At 54.2% G+C, this 20,157-nt stretch carries 20 protein-coding genes, 4 tRNA genes and 1 other RNA gene; 11 read left to right on the top strand and 14 right to left on the bottom strand.

Annotation, left to right across the window (positions count from 1 at the left end; all coding sequences use genetic code 11):
• Window positions 1-87: 87 nt before the first annotated feature.
• From cysP to cysM, 5 genes are all read left to right on the top strand, one after another.
• The gene (cysP, locus tag C3432_RS04515) at window positions 88-1,104 is read left to right on the top strand and encodes a thiosulfate/sulfate ABC transporter substrate-binding protein CysP (protein WP_103775456.1); all 1,017 of its coding nucleotides are present in this window, start codon (window positions 88-90) and stop codon (window positions 1,102-1,104) included.
• Complete coding sequence (gene cysT / locus C3432_RS04510) at window positions 1,104-1,937, top strand: sulfate/thiosulfate ABC transporter permease CysT (RefSeq protein ID WP_103775455.1); 834 nt, start codon at window positions 1,104-1,106, stop codon at window positions 1,935-1,937. Before cysP ends, cysT begins: the two co-directional genes overlap by 1 nt.
• Window positions 1,937-2,812 (top strand): sulfate/thiosulfate ABC transporter permease CysW, encoded by an 876-nt coding sequence (gene cysW / locus C3432_RS04505; protein ID WP_103775454.1) that lies wholly within the window; start codon window positions 1,937-1,939, stop codon window positions 2,810-2,812. Before cysT ends, cysW begins: the two co-directional genes overlap by 1 nt.
• A complete protein-coding gene (gene cysA / locus C3432_RS04500; RefSeq protein WP_103775453.1) occupies window positions 2,802-3,905 on the top strand; it encodes a sulfate/thiosulfate ABC transporter ATP-binding protein CysA in 1,104 nt (367 codons plus the stop codon). The genes cysW and cysA overlap by 11 nt, the downstream gene beginning before the upstream one ends.
• 183 nt (window positions 3,906-4,088) lie before the next feature.
• On the top strand, window positions 4,089-5,000 hold the full coding sequence (gene cysM, locus C3432_RS04495) for a cysteine synthase CysM (RefSeq protein WP_103775452.1): 912 nt from the start codon (window positions 4,089-4,091) through the stop codon (window positions 4,998-5,000).
• A 31-nt stretch (window positions 5,001-5,031) separates the two neighbouring features.
• Here cysM and C3432_RS04490 read toward each other — a convergent pair whose 3' ends face one another.
• The 3 genes from C3432_RS04490 to ptsJ form a co-directional block, all read right to left on the bottom strand.
• Entirely contained in the window at window positions 5,032-5,391 is a 360-nt protein-coding gene (locus tag C3432_RS04490) for a YfeK family protein (RefSeq protein WP_103775451.1), read from the bottom strand.
• Between the two features lie 201 nt (window positions 5,392-5,592).
• On the bottom strand, window positions 5,593-6,312 hold the full coding sequence (locus C3432_RS04485) for a type 1 glutamine amidotransferase (protein WP_103775450.1): 720 nt from the start codon (window positions 6,310-6,312) through the stop codon (window positions 5,593-5,595).
• 12 nt (window positions 6,313-6,324) lie between these two features.
• Complete coding sequence (gene ptsJ / locus C3432_RS04480; RefSeq protein WP_103775449.1) at window positions 6,325-7,617, bottom strand: MocR-like B6 salvage transcription factor PtsJ; 1,293 nt, start codon at window positions 7,615-7,617, stop codon at window positions 6,325-6,327.
• Window positions 7,618-7,699: 82 nt separating this feature from the next.
• Between ptsJ and pdxK the strand changes: the two genes are divergently transcribed.
• Together pdxK and C3432_RS04470 are read left to right on the top strand one after the other, a co-directional pair.
• A complete protein-coding gene (pdxK, locus tag C3432_RS04475; RefSeq protein WP_103775448.1) occupies window positions 7,700-8,566 on the top strand; it encodes a pyridoxine/pyridoxal/pyridoxamine kinase in 867 nt (288 codons plus the stop codon).
• Window positions 8,563-8,802, top strand: a complete 240-nt coding sequence (locus C3432_RS04470; RefSeq protein WP_103775447.1) for a cytoplasmic protein — start codon at window positions 8,563-8,565, stop codon at window positions 8,800-8,802. Before pdxK ends, C3432_RS04470 begins: the two co-directional genes overlap by 4 nt.
• Before the next feature lie 126 nt (window positions 8,803-8,928).
• On the opposite strand, the gene crr is transcribed toward C3432_RS04470, so the two are convergent.
• The 5 genes from crr to cysZ form a co-directional block, all read right to left on the bottom strand.
• On the bottom strand, window positions 8,929-9,438 hold the full coding sequence (crr, locus tag C3432_RS04465; protein ID WP_000522253.1) for a PTS glucose transporter subunit IIA: 510 nt from the start codon (window positions 9,436-9,438) through the stop codon (window positions 8,929-8,931).
• A gap of 40 nt (window positions 9,439-9,478) precedes the next feature.
• The gene (gene ptsI, locus C3432_RS04460; RefSeq protein WP_103775446.1) at window positions 9,479-11,206 is read right to left on the bottom strand and encodes a phosphoenolpyruvate-protein phosphotransferase PtsI; all 1,728 of its coding nucleotides are present in this window, start codon (window positions 11,204-11,206) and stop codon (window positions 9,479-9,481) included.
• 45 nt (window positions 11,207-11,251) lie between these two features.
• Complete coding sequence (gene ptsH, locus C3432_RS04455; protein WP_002913505.1) at window positions 11,252-11,509, bottom strand: phosphocarrier protein Hpr; 258 nt, start codon at window positions 11,507-11,509, stop codon at window positions 11,252-11,254.
• A gap of 382 nt (window positions 11,510-11,891) precedes the next feature.
• A complete protein-coding gene (cysK, locus tag C3432_RS04445; RefSeq protein ID WP_103775444.1) occupies window positions 11,892-12,863 on the bottom strand; it encodes a cysteine synthase A in 972 nt (323 codons plus the stop codon).
• Window positions 12,864-13,049: 186 nt separating this feature from the next.
• Window positions 13,050-13,811 carry a sulfate transporter CysZ gene (gene cysZ / locus C3432_RS04440; protein ID WP_103775443.1) on the bottom strand — a complete coding sequence of 254 codons (762 nt, stop codon included), beginning with the start codon at window positions 13,809-13,811 and terminating at the stop codon, window positions 13,050-13,052.
• A gap of 231 nt (window positions 13,812-14,042) precedes the next feature.
• Here cysZ and zipA point away from each other — a divergent pair, with 231 nt between their 5' ends.
• From zipA to C3432_RS04425, 3 genes are all read left to right on the top strand, one after another.
• Window positions 14,043-15,071 (top strand): cell division protein ZipA, encoded by a 1,029-nt coding sequence (gene zipA, locus C3432_RS04435; protein ID WP_103775442.1) that lies wholly within the window; start codon window positions 14,043-14,045, stop codon window positions 15,069-15,071.
• A gap of 71 nt (window positions 15,072-15,142) precedes the next feature.
• Complete coding sequence (ligA, locus tag C3432_RS04430) at window positions 15,143-17,158, top strand: NAD-dependent DNA ligase LigA (RefSeq protein ID WP_103775441.1); 2,016 nt, start codon at window positions 15,143-15,145, stop codon at window positions 17,156-17,158.
• 1 nt (window position 17,159) lies between these two features.
• Entirely contained in the window at window positions 17,160-17,378 is a 219-nt protein-coding gene (locus C3432_RS04425; RefSeq protein ID WP_103775440.1) for a DUF3820 family protein, read from the top strand.
• On the opposite strand, the gene C3432_RS04420 is transcribed toward C3432_RS04425, so the two are convergent.
• Window positions 17,375-18,373, bottom strand: a complete 999-nt coding sequence (locus tag C3432_RS04420) for a bile acid:sodium symporter family protein (protein ID WP_103775439.1) — start codon at window positions 18,371-18,373, stop codon at window positions 17,375-17,377. The genes C3432_RS04425 and C3432_RS04420 overlap by 4 nt on opposite strands.
• A gap of 89 nt (window positions 18,374-18,462) precedes the next feature.
• Here C3432_RS04420 and C3432_RS04415 point away from each other — a divergent pair, with 89 nt between their 5' ends.
• A complete protein-coding gene (locus C3432_RS04415) occupies window positions 18,463-19,389 on the top strand; it encodes a LysR family transcriptional regulator (RefSeq protein WP_103775438.1) in 927 nt (308 codons plus the stop codon).
• A gap of 177 nt (window positions 19,390-19,566) precedes the next feature.
• On the opposite strand, the gene C3432_RS04410 is transcribed toward C3432_RS04415, so the two are convergent.
• The 5 genes from C3432_RS04410 to C3432_RS04390 all read right to left on the bottom strand — a co-directional run bounded on the left by C3432_RS04410 (window position 19,567) and on the right by C3432_RS04390 (window position 20,131).
• A non-coding RNA gene (locus C3432_RS04410) (RtT sRNA) lies at window positions 19,567-19,691 on the bottom strand.
• A 29-nt stretch (window positions 19,692-19,720) separates the two neighbouring features.
• Window positions 19,721-19,796: transfer RNA gene (locus C3432_RS04405), tRNA-Lys, on the bottom strand.
• Between the two features lie 4 nt (window positions 19,797-19,800).
• A tRNA-Val gene (locus C3432_RS04400) sits at window positions 19,801-19,876 on the bottom strand.
• Window positions 19,877-19,935: 59 nt separating this feature from the next.
• A tRNA-Val gene (locus C3432_RS04395) sits at window positions 19,936-20,011 on the bottom strand.
• A 44-nt stretch (window positions 20,012-20,055) separates the two neighbouring features.
• Window positions 20,056-20,131 (bottom strand) — tRNA-Val (locus C3432_RS04390).
• Window positions 20,132-20,157: the final 26 nt, after the last annotated feature.

The following is a 20,157-nucleotide window of genomic DNA, read 5'->3' as shown; positions in this document are numbered from 1 at the left end:
TCAAACGGTATATAAAACCGTTACTCCTTTCATAGCCGTTATAAATATGATGATCAGCAGTAAATCATCACATTGAAAGGGTGCGCAATGGCCGTTAACTTCCCGAAAAAAAGCGCTCTGACGCTGGCTGCCGTTCTGTTACTGATCGGCCAGGCACATGCGACGGAGCTACTGAACAGCTCTTATGATGTCTCCCGCGAGCTGTTTGCCGCCCTGAATCCGCCGTTTGAGCAACAATGGGCGAAAGACAACGGTGGCGATAAGCTGACGATTAAACAATCTCATGCCGGGTCATCAAAACAGGCGCTGGCGATTTTGCAGGGGCTGAAAGCGGATGTGGTGACCTATAACCAGGTAACCGACGTGCAGATCCTGCACGACAAAGGCAAGCTGATCCCGGCCGACTGGCAAAGCCGTCTGCCGAACAGTAGTTCACCGTTTTACTCCACAATGGGATTCCTGGTGCGTAAAGGGAACCCGAAAAATATCCACGACTGGAATGATCTGGTGCGCTCTGACGTCAAGTTGATATTCCCGAATCCTAAAACCTCCGGCAACGCGCGCTACACGTATCTGGCAGCATGGGGCGCCGCGGATAACGCGGACGGCGGCGATAAAGCCAAAACTGAGCAGTTCATGACCCAGTTCCTGAAAAATGTGGAAGTGTTTGATACTGGCGGTCGCGGCGCCACCACCACCTTTGCTGAACGTGGCCTGGGTGATGTGCTGATTAGCTTTGAATCGGAAGTGAACAACATCCGTAAACAGTATGAAGCGCAGGGATTTGAAGTGGTTATCCCGAAAACGAACATTCTTGCCGAATTCCCGGTGGCGTGGGTGGATAAAAACGTGCAGGCCAACGGGACAGAGAAAGCCGCGAAAGCCTATCTGAACTGGCTCTACAGCCCCCAGGCGCAGACCATCATCACCAGTTTCTACTACCGTGTGAACAACCCGGAAGTGATGGACAAGCTGAAGGATAAATTCCCGCAGACCGCGCTGTTTCGCGTGGAAGAAAAGTTTGGCTCCTGGCCTGAGGTGATGAAAACCCACTTTGCCAGCGGCGGTGAACTGGACAAACTGCTGGCGGCGGGGCGGAAGTGATGTTTGCTGTCTCTTCCAGACGCGTGCTGCCCGGCTTTACCTTAAGCCTGGGCACCAGCCTGCTGTTCGTCTGCCTGATTTTGCTGCTGCCGCTCAGTGCGCTGGTGATACAGCTTTCTGAGATGAGCTGGGCGCAATACTGGGACGTGATTACCAACCCGCAGGTGGTGGCCGCGTATAAAGTGACGCTGCTCTCGGCGTTTGTGGCATCGATTTTTAACGGCGTGTTTGGCCTGCTGATGGCGTGGATCTTAACCCGTTACCGCTTTCCCGGCCGCACGCTGCTGGATGCGCTGATGGATCTACCGTTTGCGCTGCCGACGGCGGTGGCGGGCCTGACGCTGGCCTCACTGTTCTCGGTGAACGGTTTTTACGGCGAGTGGCTGGCGAAGTTTGATATCAAGGTGACTTACACCTGGCTTGGTATCGCGGTGGCGATGGCGTTTACCAGTATTCCGTTTGTGGTGCGTACCGTGCAGCCCGTGCTGGAAGAGTTAGGACCGGAATATGAAGAAGCCGCAGAAACGCTGGGGGCTACGCGTTTGCAGAGCTTTCGTAAAGTGGTGCTGCCGGAGCTGTCGCCTGCGCTGATTGCGGGCGTGGCGCTGTCGTTTACCCGTAGCCTGGGCGAGTTCGGCGCGGTGATCTTTATCGCCGGGAACATCGCATGGAAAACGGAAGTGACCTCGCTGATGATTTTCGTGCGCCTGCAGGAGTTTGACTATCCTGCCGCCAGCGCGATTGCCTCCGTGATCCTGGCGGCATCGCTGCTGCTGCTGTTCTCAATTAACACTCTGCAAAGTCGCTTTGGTCGACGTGTGGTAGGTCATTAATGGCGATTGTTGCTCAATTGAAGCGTTATGACGCGCCCCGCATCGACTGGGGAAAATGGTTTCTGATTGGCACCGGGATGCTGGTATCGGCATTTATCCTGCTGGTGCCGATGATCTACATTTTTGTACAGGCGTTCAGCAAGGGGCTGATGCCGGTATTACAGAATCTGGCCGACCCGGACATGCTGCATGCCATCTGGCTGACGGTGCTGATTGCCCTTATTGCGGTACCGATAAACCTGGTGTTTGGCATTCTGCTGGCATGGCTGGTGACGCGCTTTAACTTCCCGGGGCGCCAGCTGCTGCTGACGCTCCTGGATATCCCTTTTGCCGTTTCGCCAGTGGTGGCCGGCCTGGTGTATCTGCTGTTTTATGGCTCCAACGGTCCATTAGGCGGCTGGCTGGATGAGCATAATTTACAGATTATGTTCTCCTGGCCGGGAATGGTGCTGGTGACGATATTTGTCACCTGTCCGTTTGTGGTACGTGAGCTGGTGCCGGTGATGCTCAGCCAGGGAAGTCAGGAGGATGAGGCGGCGATTTTGCTGGGCGCATCCGGCTGGCAGATGTTCCGCCGCGTGACGTTGCCGAACATTCGCTGGGCGCTGCTGTATGGCGTGGTGTTAACCAACGCCCGCGCGATTGGCGAGTTTGGCGCAGTGTCGGTGGTTTCCGGCTCGATTCGCGGTGAAACCCTGTCGTTACCGTTACAGATTGAGTTGCTGGAACAGGACTACAACACCGTCGGCTCTTTTACGGCTGCCGCGCTGCTGACGCTGATGGCGATTATTACCCTGTTTTTGAAGAGCATGTTGCAATGGCGCCTGGAGAATCAGGAAAAACGCGCGCAACAGGAGGAAAATCATGAGCATTGAGATTGCCAATATTAAGAAGTCTTTTGGTCGCACCCAGGTGCTGAACGATATCTCGCTGGATATTCCTTCAGGTCAGATGGTTGCGCTGCTGGGGCCATCCGGCTCGGGGAAAACCACGCTGCTGCGCATTATTGCCGGGCTGGAACACCAGTCCAGCGGGCATATTCGCTTCCACGGCACCGACGTCAGCCGTCTCCATGCGCGCGAACGTAAGGTGGGCTTTGTGTTTCAACACTATGCGTTGTTTCGCCATATGACGGTGTTTGACAACATCGCGTTTGGCCTGACGGTATTGCCCCGCCGTGAGCGCCCGAACGCGACCGCCATCAAAGAGAAAGTGATGAAGCTGCTGGAGATGGTGCAGCTTAGCGCTCTGGCGGATCGCTTCCCGGCGCAGCTTTCTGGTGGTCAGAAACAGCGCGTGGCGCTGGCGCGTGCCCTGGCCGTCGAACCGCAGATTCTGCTGCTGGATGAACCGTTTGGCGCCCTGGATGCCCAGGTGCGTAAAGAGCTGCGGCGCTGGCTGCGGCAGCTGCATGAGGAGCTGAAGTTTACCAGCGTTTTTGTCACACACGATCAGGAAGAGGCGACGGAAGTGGCGGATCGGGTGGTGGTGATGAGCCAGGGCAATATTGAACAGGCCGATGCGCCGGATCAGGTCTGGCGTGAACCGGCAACCCGTTTTGTGCTGGAGTTTATGGGCGAAGTGAACCGCCTGCAGGGAATGATTCGCGGCGGACAGTTCCACGTTGGCGCACACCGCTGGCCGCTGGGCTATACCCCGGCGTATCAGGGACCGGTCGATCTGTTCCTGCGCCCGTGGGAAGTGGATATCAGTCGTCGCACCAGCCTTGACTCGCCGCTGCCGGTGCAGGTGCTGGAGGCCAGTCCAAAAGGCCACTACACCCAATTGGTTGTCCAGCCGCTGGGGTGGTACAACGAACCGCTGACGGTGGTGATGCAGGGTGACGACGCCCCGCAGCGCGGCGAGCGGCTGTTCGTGGGGCTGCAAAATGCGCGCCTGTATAACGGCGACCTGCGTATTGAAGGTATCGCTGGGCCGGGCGTCATCCCTCTGGCGGAAACGGCCTGACGTCAGCGTATCGCCAGGCAGAAAAAAGGCTCATATCAACATGAGCTTTTTTTTATCCCCCTGTACGGGATATTTGCCCGCCGAATCGGTAGACCTGACTTACACAGACTGATAGCTTAAGGCCATCACACTGAGCAAGCGGCCCGCGTGGCCGCTTTTTCTATGAAAATCAGGACAGTGAACGTGAACACATTAGAACAAACCATTGGCAATACGCCATTAGTCAGACTGCAACGTATGACGCCTGCCAACGGTAGCGAAATTTGGGTCAAGCTGGAAGGCAATAATCCGGCGGGGTCGGTGAAAGATCGGGCCGCGCTGTCGATGATTGTGCAGGCGGAAAAACGCGGTGAGATCAGGCCGGGTGACGTATTAATTGAGGCCACCAGCGGTAACACCGGTATTGCGCTGGCAATGATTGCTGCGCTGAAAGGTTATCGCATGACGCTGTTGATGCCGGACAACATGAGCCAGGAGCGGCGTGCGGCGATGCGTGCGTATGGCGCAGAGCTGATTCTGGTCACCAAAGAGCAGGGGATGGAAGGGGCGCGGGATCTGGCGCTGGAAATGGCTTCACGCGGTGAGGGTAAGCTGCTCGATCAGTTTAATAACCCCGATAACCCGTACGCACACTATGCCTCTACCGGCCCGGAAATCTGGCAGCAGACTGCCGGGCGTATCACCCATTTTGTCTCCAGTATGGGCACCACCGGCACGATCACCGGCGTATCGCGTTTTCTGCGCGAGCAGCCTAAGACGGTCACTATTGTGGGTTTGCAGCCGCAAGAAGGGAGCAGCATTCCGGGGATTCGTCGCTGGCCTGCGGAATATATGCCGGGCATCTTCAATGCCTCGCTGGTGGATGAGGTACTGGATATCCATCAGACGGACGCGGAAAACACCATGCGTGAACTGGCGGTTCGTGAAGGCATTTTCTGCGGGGTCAGCTCCGGCGGCGCGGTCGCCGGTGCGTTGCGGATTGCAAACAACAATCCGGGTGCGGTGGTGGTGGCGATCGTCTGCGATCGCGGCGATCGCTACCTTTCCACCGGCGTCTTTGGCGAAGAACATTTCAGCCAGGGAGCGGGGATTTAACCCCGGCGTCATGAGACAGGCTGTTGAGGTTTTACAGCGTCTTATCTGTTTCTGCGATTAACGCATGCAGATAAGGCCGGGCATTTTCATCGCTGTTACCGGGGATCTTAACGATGTAAGGTTTACCGGTAATTGATGATGAGGAGGCCACCTTATCAATGAACTGCTCTGCGGTATCAATACGATTGCGGGTATTGCCGAGCTTTAAGCGCAGATGGGAAACCGCTTCTTCGCTATTATGCGCATCGCCATTGCGTACGAAGACTAAATCCTTCTTCTGCGCCAGCGCATCAAGCATGGCGTTGATACGCGCTTCTTCGTGCGCGTTGAGCTTTGCCCACGCCGAAAGCGTCATCAGGAGTGCAAACAGGGCACATGCGATTTTTTTCATCAAAATATCCTTTTAAGTCACTCATCCATCGTGTTTATCTGACTTTTAATGTCACGTTTATACTTGTCATACTTCAGGTTGCTGGTGCGCTGGCTTAATTATTCGGCCCATCCCGGGGCCAGCGCAAGCGCTGTTCAAAACGACGACGCGTTTTCTCCCGCAACTCGAATTATTTAGAGTATAGTTGCACGCCGGGTGACGTTATTTTTGTGAATACGCCTGGGTCAGTTTATCCAGGAACAGCCAGAGCTTTTCATTCATCTGCTGGTAATCCCACTCGCGCATTTGGGCATCAGAGCGAATAAAGCGCTTCCCTTTGGCCTCTTCCAGCTCTTGCTCAGAGTGCTGAATCAGCCCTTCAACCGCCTCGCGGGTAAACTCCATATGGCACTGGAAGCCGTAGACGAAATTGCCGTATTGCACGATCTGCCGTGGACACCCTTCGCTTGTGGCAAGAACGATGGCCTGATCGGTGAGACCCGGCATATCGTTATGCCAGTGACCAACCATCAGCGGAGAGCCAAAGTGGTCAATAAGCGGATGCTGCTTGCCCGCCTCGGTCAGAGTAATGGGATAATGACCAATCTCTTTTTCCGGGCTTTGGCAAACTTTTGCCCCCAGCGCTTCGCCAGTCAGCTGTGAACCAAGGCAGATGCCCACCACCATACGACCAGCGGCAATCGCCTGGTTGATTAAATGCTGTTCTGCCTGCGCATCAAACCAGGGACACTCTTCCGGCGTGGTGCGCGGTGATTGCGGCCCGCCAAAGACAACCAGCATATCAAACCCATCGGCATTTATCGGTAAAGGCTCGTCGGCATAAACGCGGGACCAGGAGAGGGCATAACCGCGTTCTTCTGCCCAGGGCAGGTACGCGCCAGCAGATTCAAACGACTCATGAACAACAAAATGTACTCGCATTTTTTTCTCCTGTTATCGTTTCAGCGCCTGATGGATGTCAGTCGCCAGCGTGTTGATATCACTGTCGCTTAAGGTCGACAGGGTAATACGCAGACCGTAAGCGGGGGTCCTGACGCCAAAGGCTTCGCCTTCGCGTACCAGCCAGCCTGCTTTTGCCAGCCTGAAAGCCAGCGTCTGGCTGGGGGTTTCCAGCGGAAGCCAGAAATTCAGGCCGTCGCCGGGGGAGAGGGGGTGACCGTCGTGTTGTAAAGCGCTGGCCAGCTTTTGCTGCTGCGAAGCATAGAACAACCGGGTCTGCGCCAGCGTTTGCTGATAATCCTCATCACTGAGACAGGCATGGACTAAATCCTGTAACAGATGGCTGACCCACTGGCTGCCGGAGTTAAGCCGCAGCCGTAGCCTTGCCGAAGTTGCGGGATCGCTGGCGACGATGGCCAGGCGCAGGTCCGGCCCCAGGGTTTTTGACATCGAGCGAACCACCGCCCAGCGTAGCGTTTCTGCGGCAATCACCGGATACCAGGCCGATGATGAGAGCAGGGCAAAATGGTCGTCGACAATGACCAGCACCTGCGGATAACGTGCGAGGATCTCCCGTAACGCTACGGCGCGCGCGACGCTTAAGCTGCATCCCGTTGGGTTATGCGCTCGTGGCGTAATAATCACCGCCCGTGCGCCTTTGCGGAGGGTGTCTTCCAGCATCTCCGGCTGCATTCCTTCGCTACCGACGCTCACCGGGCTGGCCCTCAATCCGGCATATCGCAACATATTAATACTGCTTAAAAAACAGGGATCTTCAACCGCCACACTGTCACCCGGCAGAAGGTGGGCACTCAGCAGGCGCTCAATGGCATCCGTTGCGCCACTGGTAATATCAATTTCGCCTGCGTCAGGAATTGCATCCTGCATCCAGCGCGCGGCCCAGTGTTTCAACTCCGGGGAGACAGGCGCGTCGCCATACAGATGATGACCTGACTTAAGTTTGGCAAAGTAACGGTTCAGATGGGGCAGGCGAGCCGGGTCAGGGTTACCGCCGGAGAGATCGATGAGTGGTGTATGCGGATCCCCGCCTTCCAGCGCAGCAGGTGCCGACGGAGCCTTGATCACCGTGCCGTTGCGACCCTGACTTTGCGCCAGACCCGAGGTGACCAGTCGCTTGTAGGCCGCCGCAACGGTATTACGGTTTACGTTGAGCTGTAACGCCAGTTCCCGTACCGGGGGCAACGTTTCACCTGCCGGTAAAATACCGCTGGTGACGTGCTGACGTATACTGTCGAAGATTTCGCTGGCGGTTTTTCCGTCGATCATTATTGACCTATGACAAAATGAATTTTAGCATATGACGATAATAGTGAGGCACCAGCCCGCTGTCCAGTGAGAGGAGAAGGTGATGGGGCAGGATAGTGAAATACAGTCAGTGCTCTTTGACGATAAACATCGGGCCTTACAGACCGACATTGTCGCCGTTCAGTCACAGGTCGTGTACGGCAGTGTAGGTAACAGCATTGCGGTTCCGGCCATCAAAGCAAGGGGGTTGCGGGTGACGGCGGTGCCAACGGTGCTGTTCAGTAATACGCCGCATTATGAAACGTTCTATGGCGGCATTATCCCTGCCGACTGGTTCAGCGGCTATTTGCAGGCGTTGAGCGAGCGTGATGCGCTGCGCGAGCTGAAGGCGGTGACCACCGGTTATATGGGGAGCGCGGAGCAAATTGCCCTGCTCGCACAGTGGCTGAAAACCGTTCGCGAAACTCATCCTGACGTTTCTGTACTGGTTGACCCGGTGATGGGGGATACCGACAGTGGGATGTATGTGAAAGCTGAAATACCGGAGGCCTATCGTCATCATCTGCTGCCGCTGGCCCAGGGGCTGACGCCGAATGTTTTTGAGCTTGAGATACTGAGCGGCAAGCCGTGCCGCACGCTGGAAGAAGCCGTTGCGGCAGCGAGAACGATGCTGACCGACACGCTGAAGTGGATAGTGATCACCAGTGCGCCAGGGCTAACCTGCGGGACGATTAACGTGGCGGTGGTGACTGCCGAATCACTGGATGTGATTGAGCATCCGCGTGTGGAAACGGATTTGAAAGGCACCGGCGATCTGTTCTGCGCGGAATTAATCAGTGGAATTGTTCAGGGCATCCCGCTGACTAAGGCGACGCAATATGCCGCTGAACGCGTTCTGGAGGTGATGACCTGGACGCAGCAATGCGGCTGCGATGAATTGATACTGCCACCGGCAGGGGAGGCGCGATGAAGAGTTATCGTCTGGTTGTTCATCATAACGGACGTCTGGTCGGTCATTTTGAAACCTGTGGTCAGGACGCGCTCGAAGATGCCTGCGTGGCGCGGGCGATGTTTGGCATTACGGGCGGCTATCAGTGTGAGCTTCTGGTGTCAGATTCGGAAAAGCGGATGCTGGAGAGTGGACCGGAAGGGATGAAAATCCTGATGCGTGAGAAGTGTTATCGTCCTATGACGTCGGCGTTGTAAATCCGTCGGCGTTGACGCCGTCATCCGCCAGCAGTGCCACGGGGGGCTGATGGCGCAGCGCTTATCAGACCAGCAAACCAAAAAAATGGCGCCATCAGGCGCCATTCTTCTATTCTGCGGCAAGAATTACTTCTTGATGCGGATAACCGGAGTTTCACCCACGGTCACGCTACCGGACAGTTTGATCAGCTCTTTGATCTCGTCCATGTTGGAGATAACAACCGGAGTCAGGGTAGACTTGGCTTTCTCTTCCAGCAGTGGCAGATCGAATTCGATAACCGGATCGCCAACTTTCACACGCTGGCCTTCTTCAGCGATACGCTTAAAGCCTTCGCCTTTCAGTTCAACGGTGTCGATACCGAAGTGAACGAACAGTTCGATACCGCTATCGGATTCGATAGAGAACGCATGGTTGGTTTCAAATATTTTGCCAATAGTGCCGTCAACAGGGGCAACCATTTTGTTACCGGTTGGTTTGATAGCGATGCCATCACCAACAATTTTTTCAGCAAATACTACATCCGGCACGTCTTCGATGTTGACGATCTCGCCAGAGAGCGGAGCAACAATCTCAATAGTTCCGGTGTCTTTCTTATCATCAGAAACCAGAGATTTCAGTTTATCGAACAAACCCATGATCTTCTCCTAAGCAGTAAATTGGGCCGCATCTCGTGGATTAGCAGATTGTTTTTTCTTCAATGAACTTGTTAACCAGAGTCATTAACTCGTCCGTTGTCGGTTGAGCAAGAGCCTGCTCTGCTAACACCTTCGCATCTTCGAAGTTCGTGTTACGGATAATCTTCTTAATGCGCGGGATAGAAATGGCGCTCATAGAGAATTCGTCCAGACCCATCCCCAGCAACAGAAGTGTAGCACGTTCGTCGCCTGCAAGCTCACCACACATGCCAGTCCATTTCCCTTCAGCATGAGAAGCATCAATGACTTGCTTGATAAGCGTCAGGACAGATGGCGACATTGGTTGGTAAAGGTGTGAAATCATATCATTACCACGGTCAACTGCCAGGGTATACTGCGTTAAATCATTGGTACCGATACTAAAGAAATCAACTTCTTTGGCTAAATGGCGAGCAATCGTTGCCGCAGCCGGTGTTTCCACCATCACGCCAATCTCAATTGACTCGTCAAACGCTTTACCTTCGTCGCGCAGTTCCTGTTTGTAGATTTCGATCTCTTTGCGCAGTGCGCGCACTTCTTCAACAGAGATAATCATCGGGAACATAATACGCAGTTTACCGAAAGCAGATGCACGCAGGATAGCGCGGACCTGATCGCGCAGGATCTCTTTACGATCCATCGCGATACGCACGGCACGCCAGCCCAGGAACGGGTTCTCTTCTTTCGGGAAATTCATGTACGGCAGCTCTTTGTCACCGCCGATGTCCATGGTACGGACGATGACCGCCTGAGAGCCACAGGCCTCAGCAACGGCTTTATAGGCAGCAAACTGTTCTTCTTCAGTTGGCAGCGCGTCACGGTCCATGAACAGGAATTCAGTACGGTACAGACCAACGCCTTCCGCACCGTTGCGCTCTGCGCCTTCAACGTCACGAACGGTACCGATGTTGGCGCAAACTTCGACCTGATGCCCGTCCAGCGTAATTGCCGGCAGATCTTTCAGCTTCGCAAGCTCTACTTTCTCGGTTGCAACCTGCTCCTGAACGGCGCGCAGTTTTTCAATTTCTTCGTTGGTCGGGTTGACGTAAACCTGATTGTTTACGGCATCAAGAATCAGATAATCGTTGTTTTTCACCTGAGAGGTGACGCTACCGGTACCCACGATGGCTGGCAGTTCCAGAGAACGCGCCATGATAGAGGTGTGGGAAGTACGGCCGCCCGCGTCGGTGATGAAACCCAGCACCTTTTGCAGGTTCAGCTGTGCGGTTTCAGACGGGGTCAGGTCAGCGGCAACCAGGATCACTTCATCCTTGATTGCGCTCAGGTCAATAATTGCCAGACCCAGGATGTTGCGCAGCAGGCGCTTACCGATGTCACGTACGTCAGCCGCACGCTCTTTCAGGTATTCATCATCCAGTTCTTCCAGGGCAGTGGCCTGACCTTCGATAACCTCATGCGCAGCTGCATCAGCCGTCATGTGCTTATCTTTAATCAGGGCTATGATTTCCTGCTCCAGCTCCTCATCTTCGAGCAGCATAATATGCCCTTCGAAAATGGCTTCTTTTTCTTCGCCGAACGTTTCACCAGCTTTCGTTTTGATCGCTTCTAACTGCGCAGATGCTTTGGCACGACCGCTCAGAAAACGTTCAACTTCCTGATCAACCTTGTCGGCAGAAATTTTTTTCCGGTCAATGACGATTTCGTCTTCTTTCAGCAGCAGTGCTTTGCCGAAAGCGATACCCGGGGATGCTAAAATGCCTGAAATCATAACCCTACCTTACTTGTGACTGATTTTTAAAAGAACCCGGAAAACTTACTCGAGTTCCGCCATCAGTTTGACCAGATGTTCAACCGCTTTCTGCTCGTCTTCACCTTCAGCAGAGAGAGTGACAACGGTGCCCTGAGTCAGGCCCAGAGTCTGCAGTTTGAACAGGCTTTTTGCGCTGGCGCTTTTGCCGTTGGAAGTCACAGTAATCTCAGAAGTGAAGCCTTTCGCTTCTTTAACAAACTGAGCAGCAGGGCGGGTGTGCAGACCGTTCGGAGCGGTAATGGTAACTTCTTGCTGGAACATTGTATTTCCCCAACTTATAGGTTTAGTGTTGTGGAACTAAAGTCTAGCCTGGCGGTTCAACTTTAGCCTGTATTGTTAGCGCCGGCATAAACGGGCGCGACACACCAGGTGTTTTACGCAATCCGTTGCAGGCAACTTCTGGCCGCTGACGTTACGTTCGTCATTAAACATTATGCCGCGAAAGGAAGACTTGAACCAAATCATAAAATCGATTCAGCTAGCAGTTTTCCTGTAACGATTAATTTCGCGCTTCAAAATAATTAGTCAGGTTAAATACCAGACCAGACGGGGTGAATCAATGGCAGGAGGGGTAAAACTTTGAACCAGACCACAAAAAAGCACCTGAAAAGGTGCTTTTTTACGCGGTTTTAACATGCTGATATTACTGTTGCAATTCTTTCTCAGTAAAGAGATCGGCAAACAGTGCAGTGCTAAGATAACGCTCACCCGATGAAGGCAGGATAACCACAATATTCTTATTGGTAAAGGCTTCATCTTCCTGAAGCTTAAGCGCTGCAGCAACCGCTGCGCCGGAAGAGATACCAGCCAGAATGCCTTCTTCTTCCATCAGGCGACGCGCAGTGGAGATCGCCTCTTCATTGGTGATGCCCACCACTTTATCAATCAGCTTCAGATCCAGGTTGCCAGGAATAAAGCCAGCGCCGATACCCTGAATTTTGTGTGGGCCAGGCTTGATCTCTTCACCAGCCAGCGCCTGAGCGATGACCGGGGAGTCGGTAGGCTCTACCGCAACGGTGATAAGATCCGTTTTACCTTTGGTTCCTTTAATGTAGCGGGTTACGCCGGTTAACGTACCGCCGGTGCCGACGCCAGCGATGAAGACATCCACCTGGCCGTCGGTATCTTCCCAAATCTCCGGGCCCGTTGTCTTTTCGTGAATTTCCGGGTTAGCCGGATTACTGAACTGCTGAAGCAACAGGTATTTTGCCGGATCGCTGGCGACAATCTCTTCGGCTTTCTGAATCGCGCCTTTCATGCCTTTAGCGCCTTCCGTCAGCACCAGATTCGCGCCAAGCGCTTTCAGCAGCTTACGGCGTTCGACGCTCATGGTTTCCGGCATGGTCAGCGTTAGCTTATAGCCACGGGCTGCTGCCACATAAGCCAGAGCGATGCCGGTGTTGCCGCTGGTCGGTTCTACCAGCTCAATACCAGGTTTTAACATGCCACGTTTTTCGGCATCCCAAATCATATTGGCACCGATACGGCATTTGACGCTGAAGCTCGGGTTGCGTGATTCTACCTTTGCCAGAATGCGTCCATTACCGATACGGTTCAGTCGAACCAGCGGCGTATGACCGATAGTCAGCGAGTTGTCTTCATAAATCTTACTCATGGCCTGTCCTTAACTGTATGAAATTGGGATACCTTCCCAGCATACCCGTCAGACAGATATGGGGAAGTAAGGATTTCGCATATCTATATTCTATGAAGAAATAATGGAAATCAGTATGGAATAAGAAACGGCATATACCACTGCTAAGAGCCTGGCCCATCCCGGCGTAATTGCCGCATATTGACCTTATTTCCATAACGCGTGTTTAACACGATAGCAATCGACCCACATCGCCGTTGCACCGCATACCGCCACCGGCATGATGAACAGATTGAGCACCGGAATCATGGTGAACAGACTGGTCAGCGCGCCAAACTGCATATTCGTCACCTTGCGCGTGCGCAGGGCGGTACGCATCTCTTTAAATGGCACCTTATGGTTATCAAACGGATAATCGCAATACTGAATGGCCAGCATCCAGGCACTGAACAGGAACCACAGAACCGGGGCGACGGTTTGTCCAATCCCAGGAATAAAATAGAGGATCAGCAGCAGAACCGCGCGCGGCAGATACCAGGCAAACTTTTGCCACTCGCGTTTCATAATACGCGGCACGTCTTTCATCATGCCGAGCACGCCGGTATCCGGTGGCGTTGCGCCCGTCAGTCTGGCCTCAAGCTGCTCCGCCAGCAGTCCGTTAAACGGTGCGGCAATCCAGTTGGCGAGCGTTGAGAAAAAGTAGCCGAAAACCAACAGAACTGAGATAACGGCAATTGGCCATAGCAGATAGCTCAGCCACTGCAGCCAGTCAGGAACGTGGCTCATTAACGACGGGATCCAGACGTCCAGTTGGGTGAACAGCCACCAGAACGCGCCGCCCATCAATACTATGTTGACCAAAAGTGGCAGAATGACATAGCGACGAATTCCGGGTTGTGAGACCAGCTTCCATCCCTGAGAAAAATAGTAAAAACCGCTGCGAGGAACCGTTGCAGATGATGGCGCCATGGTCAGGACATGCTCCTTATATGTATAAATCTTATTAAACGTTGCGTATCTTACAGGGTTATTAAGACCTGGACAGTTCGGAAATGTTCGAAAAAACAGCAAAAAGCACGATTTCGTTCATCTTTATGCTGTGAAAGCTAAGAGTACACTTGCACTTGACGTAATCGGCAAATACTCTTAGTGAGTAAATGTTTGCCGTGGTGGCAAGGTGTTAGAACAACAGAGAATATAATGATGCAGGATTTGCGTCTGATATTAATCATTGTTGGCGCGATCGCCATAATCGCTTTACTGGTACATGGTTTCTGGACCAGCCGTAAAGAACGATCTTCTATGTTCCGCGATCGTCCATTGAAACGCATGAAATCAAAACGCGACGATGACGATTCGTATGAGGATGACATCGAAGCTGACGAAGGCGTGGGTGAAGTTCGTGTTCACCGCGTGAATCATGCCCCCGGCAACCCGCAGGAGCATGATGCCCCTCGTCAGTCGCCACAACATCAGTACCAGCCGCCTTATGCGTCTGCGCAACCGCGTCAGCCGGTCGCGCCGTCCGAAGCGCCGGTGCAACCGCAGCACGCTCAGCGCCCGCCGCAACCGGTGCATCAACAGCCGGTACAACAGGCAGCGTCGCCGCAGCCGGTGCAGCCGTCCGCCACGCCACAGGTTCAGCCAGTGCAACAGCCCACCACGCCACAGGCCCAGCCTGTTCAGCAACCCGCCGCGCCCGCACCACAGCCTGCGGCTCAGGCTTTCCAGCCAGCGGAACCTGTTGCAGAGCCGCAACCGCAGCCTGAACCGGTTGTCGAAGAGACGCCGGTTGTTGAAAAACCACAGCGTAAAGAAGCGGTTATTATCATGAACGTTGCCGCGCATCATGGCAGCGAGCTGAATGGCGAAGTGCTGCTTAACAGCATCCAGCAGGCCGGTTTCAAATTTGGCGATATGAATATCTTCCATCGTCATTTGAGTCCGGACGGCAGCGGCCCGGCATTGTTCAGCCTGGCTAATATGGTGAATCCAGGAACGTTTGATCCTGAAATGACCGATTTCACTACCCCTGGCGTGACAATTTTTATGCAGGTGCCCTCCTATGGTGATGAGCTGCAAAACTTCAAGCTGATGTTGCAATCGGCACAGCACATTGCTGATGAAGTCGGTGGCGTGGTGCTCGACGATCAGCGCAGAATGATGACGCCGCAAAAATTACGTGAGTATCAGGATCGTATCCGCGAAGTGAAAGACGCGAACGCCTGATACAATACAGGTACGACACTTCCTTTCTGAACCCCCGCCTGTCGGGGGTTTTTTATCATTGATGGTGCGATATGGAATCAATCGAACAACAACTGACAGAACTGCGAACCACGCTTCGCCATCATGAGTATCTTTACCATGTGATGGACGCCCCGGAACTTCCCGATGCGGAATACGATCGCCTGATGCGCGAACTGCGTGAGCTGGAAGCGCAGCATCCTGAACTGATTACGCCGGATTCACCGACCCAGCGCGTGGGGGCGGCTCCTCTGGCGTCCTTCAGCCAGATTCGTCATGAAGTCCCGATGCTCTCTCTGGATAACGTGTTTGATGAGGAGAGCTTCCTGGCGTTTAACAAGCGCGTGCAGGACCGTTTGAAAAGCGTCGACAAGCTGACCTGGTGCTGCGAGCTGAAGCTGGACGGTCTGGCAGTCAGTATTTTGTATGAGAACGGCGTGCTGGTCAGTGCTGCAACGCGTGGTGATGGCACCACCGGGGAGGATATCACCTCCAACGTGCGCACTATTCGCGCCATTCCGCTAAAGCTGCATGGCGATAACATTCCAGCCCGACTGGAAGTGCGCGGTGAAGTATTACTCCCGCAGGCCGGATTTGAAAAAATCAATGAAGAGGCGCGCCGCACCGGCAATAAAGTGTTTGCTAACCCGCGTAACGCGGCAGCCGGGTCTTTACGCCAGCTCGATCCGCGCATTACCGCGAAGCGACCACTTACTTTCTTTTGCTACGGCGTGGGCGTGCTGGAAGGCGGTGAACTGCCGGATACCCACCTGGGCCGTCTGCTACAGTTCAAAGCGTGGGGACTGCCGGTGAGCGATCGGGTGACGCTATGTGATTCACCAGAGGCGGTGCTGGCGTTTTACCACAAAGTGGAAGAAGACCGCCCGACGCTGGGTTTCGACATTGACGGCGTGGTAATTAAGGTCAACTCGATGGCGCTTCAGGAGCAATTAGGTTTTGTTGCCCGAGCGCCGCGCTGGGCGGTGGCGTTCAAATTCCCGGCGCAGGAACAGATGACCTTTGTGCGCGACGTTGAGTTCCAGGTAGGACGTACGGGAGCCATTACGCCGGTTGCCCGTCTTGAACCGGTTCAGGTGGCAGGCGTGCTGGTGAGTAACGCTACGTTGCATAACGCGGATGAAATCGAACGTCTTGGCCTGCGTATTGGCGATAAGGTTGTGATTCGGCGCGCCGGGGATGTTATCCCGCAGGTGGTCAACGTGGTGCTCTCCGAACGCCCTGAACAGACGCGCCCCGTTGAGTTCCCTGCGCATTGTCCGGTATGTGGTTCCGACGTGGAGCGTGTGGAAGGTGAAGCGGTTACCCGCTGTACGGGCGGCTTAATCTGCGGCGCGCAGCGCAAAGAGTCGCTAAAACACTTCGTTTCCCGGCGGGCGATGGACGTTGATGGCATGGGCGATAAAATCATCGACCAGCTGGTTGAGAAAGAGTATGTACTCACTCCGGCGGATCTGTTCCGGCTTACGGCAGGCAAGCTGACCGGTTTGGACAGGATGGGGCCGAAGTCAGCGCAAAACGTGGTGGATGCGCTGGAGAAAGCGAAAGAGACCACTTTTGCCCGCTTCCTTTATGCCCTTGGCATCCGTGAAGTGGGTGAGGCAACCGCCGCCGGACTGGCTGCATTTTTCGGTAACCTGGAGGCGCTGGAAGCCGCGACGATTGAGGAGTTGCAGAAGGTACCTGATGTGGGGATTGTAGTTGCCACGCATGTGTTTAACTTCTTTGCTGAAGAGAGTAATCGTGATGTGATTGCTCAGCTGTTGGCGGAAGGTATCCACTGGCCTGCGCCGGTCGTCATTAACGCCGAAGAGATCGACAGTCCATTTGCCGGAAAAACGGTAGTACTGACCGGTAGCCTGAGCCAGATGTCCCGCGATGACGCCAAAGCGCGTCTGGTGGAACTGGGGGCAAAAGTGGCCGGGAGCGTTTCGAAGAAAACCGATCTGGTCATTGCCGGAGAAGCGGCCGGCTCTAAGCTTGCCAAAGCGCAGGAGCTGGGGATTGAGGTGATCGACGAGGCGGAAATGCTCCGTTTACTGGGTGTCTGAGATGGAAAAAGAGCAGCTGATTGAAATCGCCAATACGGTAATGCCGTTCGGCAAGTACAAAGGGCAGCGGTTGATTGACGTTCCGGAAGAGTATTTGCTGTGGTTTGCCCGCAAGGATGAGTTTCCGCAGGGTAAACTGGGTGAGCTGATGCAAATCACGCTGCTGATTAAAACCGAGGGGCTGACGCAGCTGGTTCAGCCCCTGAAACGGCCGCTTTAAGCTTTCGCGGCGCGGCTTTCCTGCCGTGCCTGCAATTGTTCGGTCTGGCGCTTATAACGACGCGCCAGAACCGCGCAGACCATCAGCTGAATCTGGTGGAAAATCATTAATGGCAGCACCATCATACCGATAGCCGATGTCGGGAACAGAATATTCGCCATTGGAATGCCGTTTGCCAGACTCTTTTTCGAGCCGCAGAAAACAATGGTGATTTCGTCAGCTTTGTTGAATCCACATTTGCGGGCCACAACAATGTTCACGGCAATGACTATTGCCAGCAACACAATGCTGACCACCACGATGAACAACAGCGAGCCCCATCCCACTTTGTGCCAGATACCGTTAACCACCGCTTCGCTGAACGCTGAGTAGACAACCAGCAAAATTGAGGTCTGGTCCGTTTTCGCAATCCATTTTTTATTTCGCGCGACCCAGTTGCCGATCCACGGGCGCGAAAGATGACCCAGAACAAAAGGTAGCAGCAGTTGCAGCATGATTTTTCCCACCTGCTCCAGGCTGCCTTCCGCGCCGTGCATATTCATTACCAGACCAACCAGCAGCGGCGAAAGGAAGATCCCTAACAGACTGGATGCAGAGGCAGAACATACCGCAGCCGCAACATTCCCACCCGCCAGAGAGGTAAAGGCAATCGCGGACTGGACGGTTGCCGGCAGAATGCACAGATAGAGGAAACCACTGTAGAGCATTGGGTCGACGTTAACGGGTGCCCACCAGGCGAAGAGAACCCCCAGAACCGGGAACAGAATGAATGTACTGCACATCACCCACAGATGCAGTCGCCAGTGGCTGCCGCCGGCAATAATGGCCTCACGAGAGAGCTTTGCCCCATGCATAAAAAACAGCAACGCAATTGCGGCAGTGGTCAGCCCCTCAAAAAACGGGACGAAGCTGCCCTGGGCCGGAAAGAAAGAGGCCAGCAGAACGACGGTAATCAGCGTCAGCGTGAACGGATCAAGAATACGAAAAAGTTTCATAAAGGCTCCTGAAAATCTGTACTGACATTTTGCGTTTTTCTGTTTGAGAAATAAAATTGATTTATTGCATCCATATATGAATAAATTCGATGAATTACTCTCTGCGTCAACTTCGTGTGTTTGTTACCGTCGCTCAGGCAAAAAGCTTCAGCCGGGCGGGAGATATGATTGGATTGAGCCAGTCGGCGGTTAGCCATAGCGTGAAGGAGCTGGAACGCCAGACGGGGGTCAGGCTGCTGGATCGTACCACGCGGGAAGTGGTTCTGACGGAAGCGGGGCAGCAGCTGGCGACCCGGCTGGAGCGTGTCCTGGATGAGCTGCATATCACGCTACGCGAAGCGGGCAGGGTGGGAACTCAGCTTACGGGTACCGTGCGCGTGGCGGCCAGTCAGACGATTTCCGCGCATCTGATCCCGCAGTGTATTGCGCAGAGTAACCAGCGCTATCCTGAGATTGATTTTGTCCTTCATGACCGGCCGCAGCAGTGGGTGCTGGAGAGCATTCGTCAGGGGGAGGTGGATTTTGGCATTGTTATCGATCCCGGTGCGGTTACCGACCTGCAATGTGAGACGATCCTCTCTGAGCCGTTCCTGCTGTTGTGTCGTCAGGATCATCCGCTAATGCATCAGGAGTGGGTAAGCTGGCAGGACCTGCAACAGCAGCGGCTGGTTTTACAGGATTACGCCTCCGGCAGCCGACCGCTCATTGACGCCGCGCTGGCCCATTTTTCCATTGATGCCGATATTGTGCAGGAGATTGGCCATCCGGCGACATTGTTCCCGATGGTAGAGGCGGGGATTGGGATCAGTATTTTACCCGCGCTGGCGTTACCGTTGCCGCAAGGGAATCACCTGCAGGTTAAGCGGCTTACGCCAGTTGTTGAGCGGCAGCTGATGTTGGCAAGACGCAAAAACCGTTCGCTCTCTACCGCAGCCCAGGCGCTGTGGAACGTGGTTCGTATGCAGGCCAGTGCGCTGACCTCTGCCCGCTCGCGGGATCCGCTGTATCAGATATAACGCTCACGCTGATGGTTATCAGAGGGGAAAATGGTTCTTCTCTGCTTTTAACTGCTTATGTTCCTGCTTTTCCTTCGGCGACAGCTGTCGCGTTGTTCAAAATTATCCGCGACAATTTTGTCGAATCGTTAAATTCGCTGCAGTGTAAAAAGGCGCCTTTAGGGCGCCTTTTTACATTGGTGGGTCGTGCAGGATGACTCGCTTCGCTCGCCCTTCGGGCCGTCGCCGTAAACGGCTCCGTTGTCTCACTACGTTCGACTCGACCTGCTGCAGGTTCGAATCTTATAAATCGCAGATAGCAAAAAGGCGCCTTTAGGGCGCCTTTTTACACTGGTGGGTCGTGCAGGATTCGAACCTGCGACCAATTGATTAAAAGTCAACTGCTCTACCAACTGAGCTAACGACCCGAAGTGGTGGGTGATGACGGGATCGAACCGCCGACCCCCTCCTTGTAAGGGAGGTGCTCTCCCAGCTGAGCTAATCACCCACTTCGGTACTTCATTTTTTGCACACTATTTTCAGTAAGAAATCCAGCTGGCGAGAAAGTGGTGGGTGATGACGGGATCGAACCGCCGACCCCCTCCTTGTAAGGGAGGTGCTCTCCCAGCTGAGCTAATCACCCATTTCTCAATTTCTTACTACACGGCGGAGACTACATAAAGTAGTTGGTGGGTGATGACGGGATCGAACCGCCGACCCCCTCCTTGTAAGGGAGGTGCTCTCCCAGCTGAGCTAATCACCCCCGCTGTGTGGTGTCGCATTATAGGG

Origin of the sequence: Citrobacter amalonaticus, assembly GCF_002918555.1 — a bacterium.
In the GTDB taxonomy this organism is placed as follows: Bacteria; Pseudomonadota; Gammaproteobacteria; order Enterobacterales; family Enterobacteriaceae; genus Citrobacter_C; species Citrobacter_C amalonaticus_A.
Note: the sequence above shows the minus strand (reverse complement) of the source record. Positions and strands in the feature narration are given on the sequence as shown.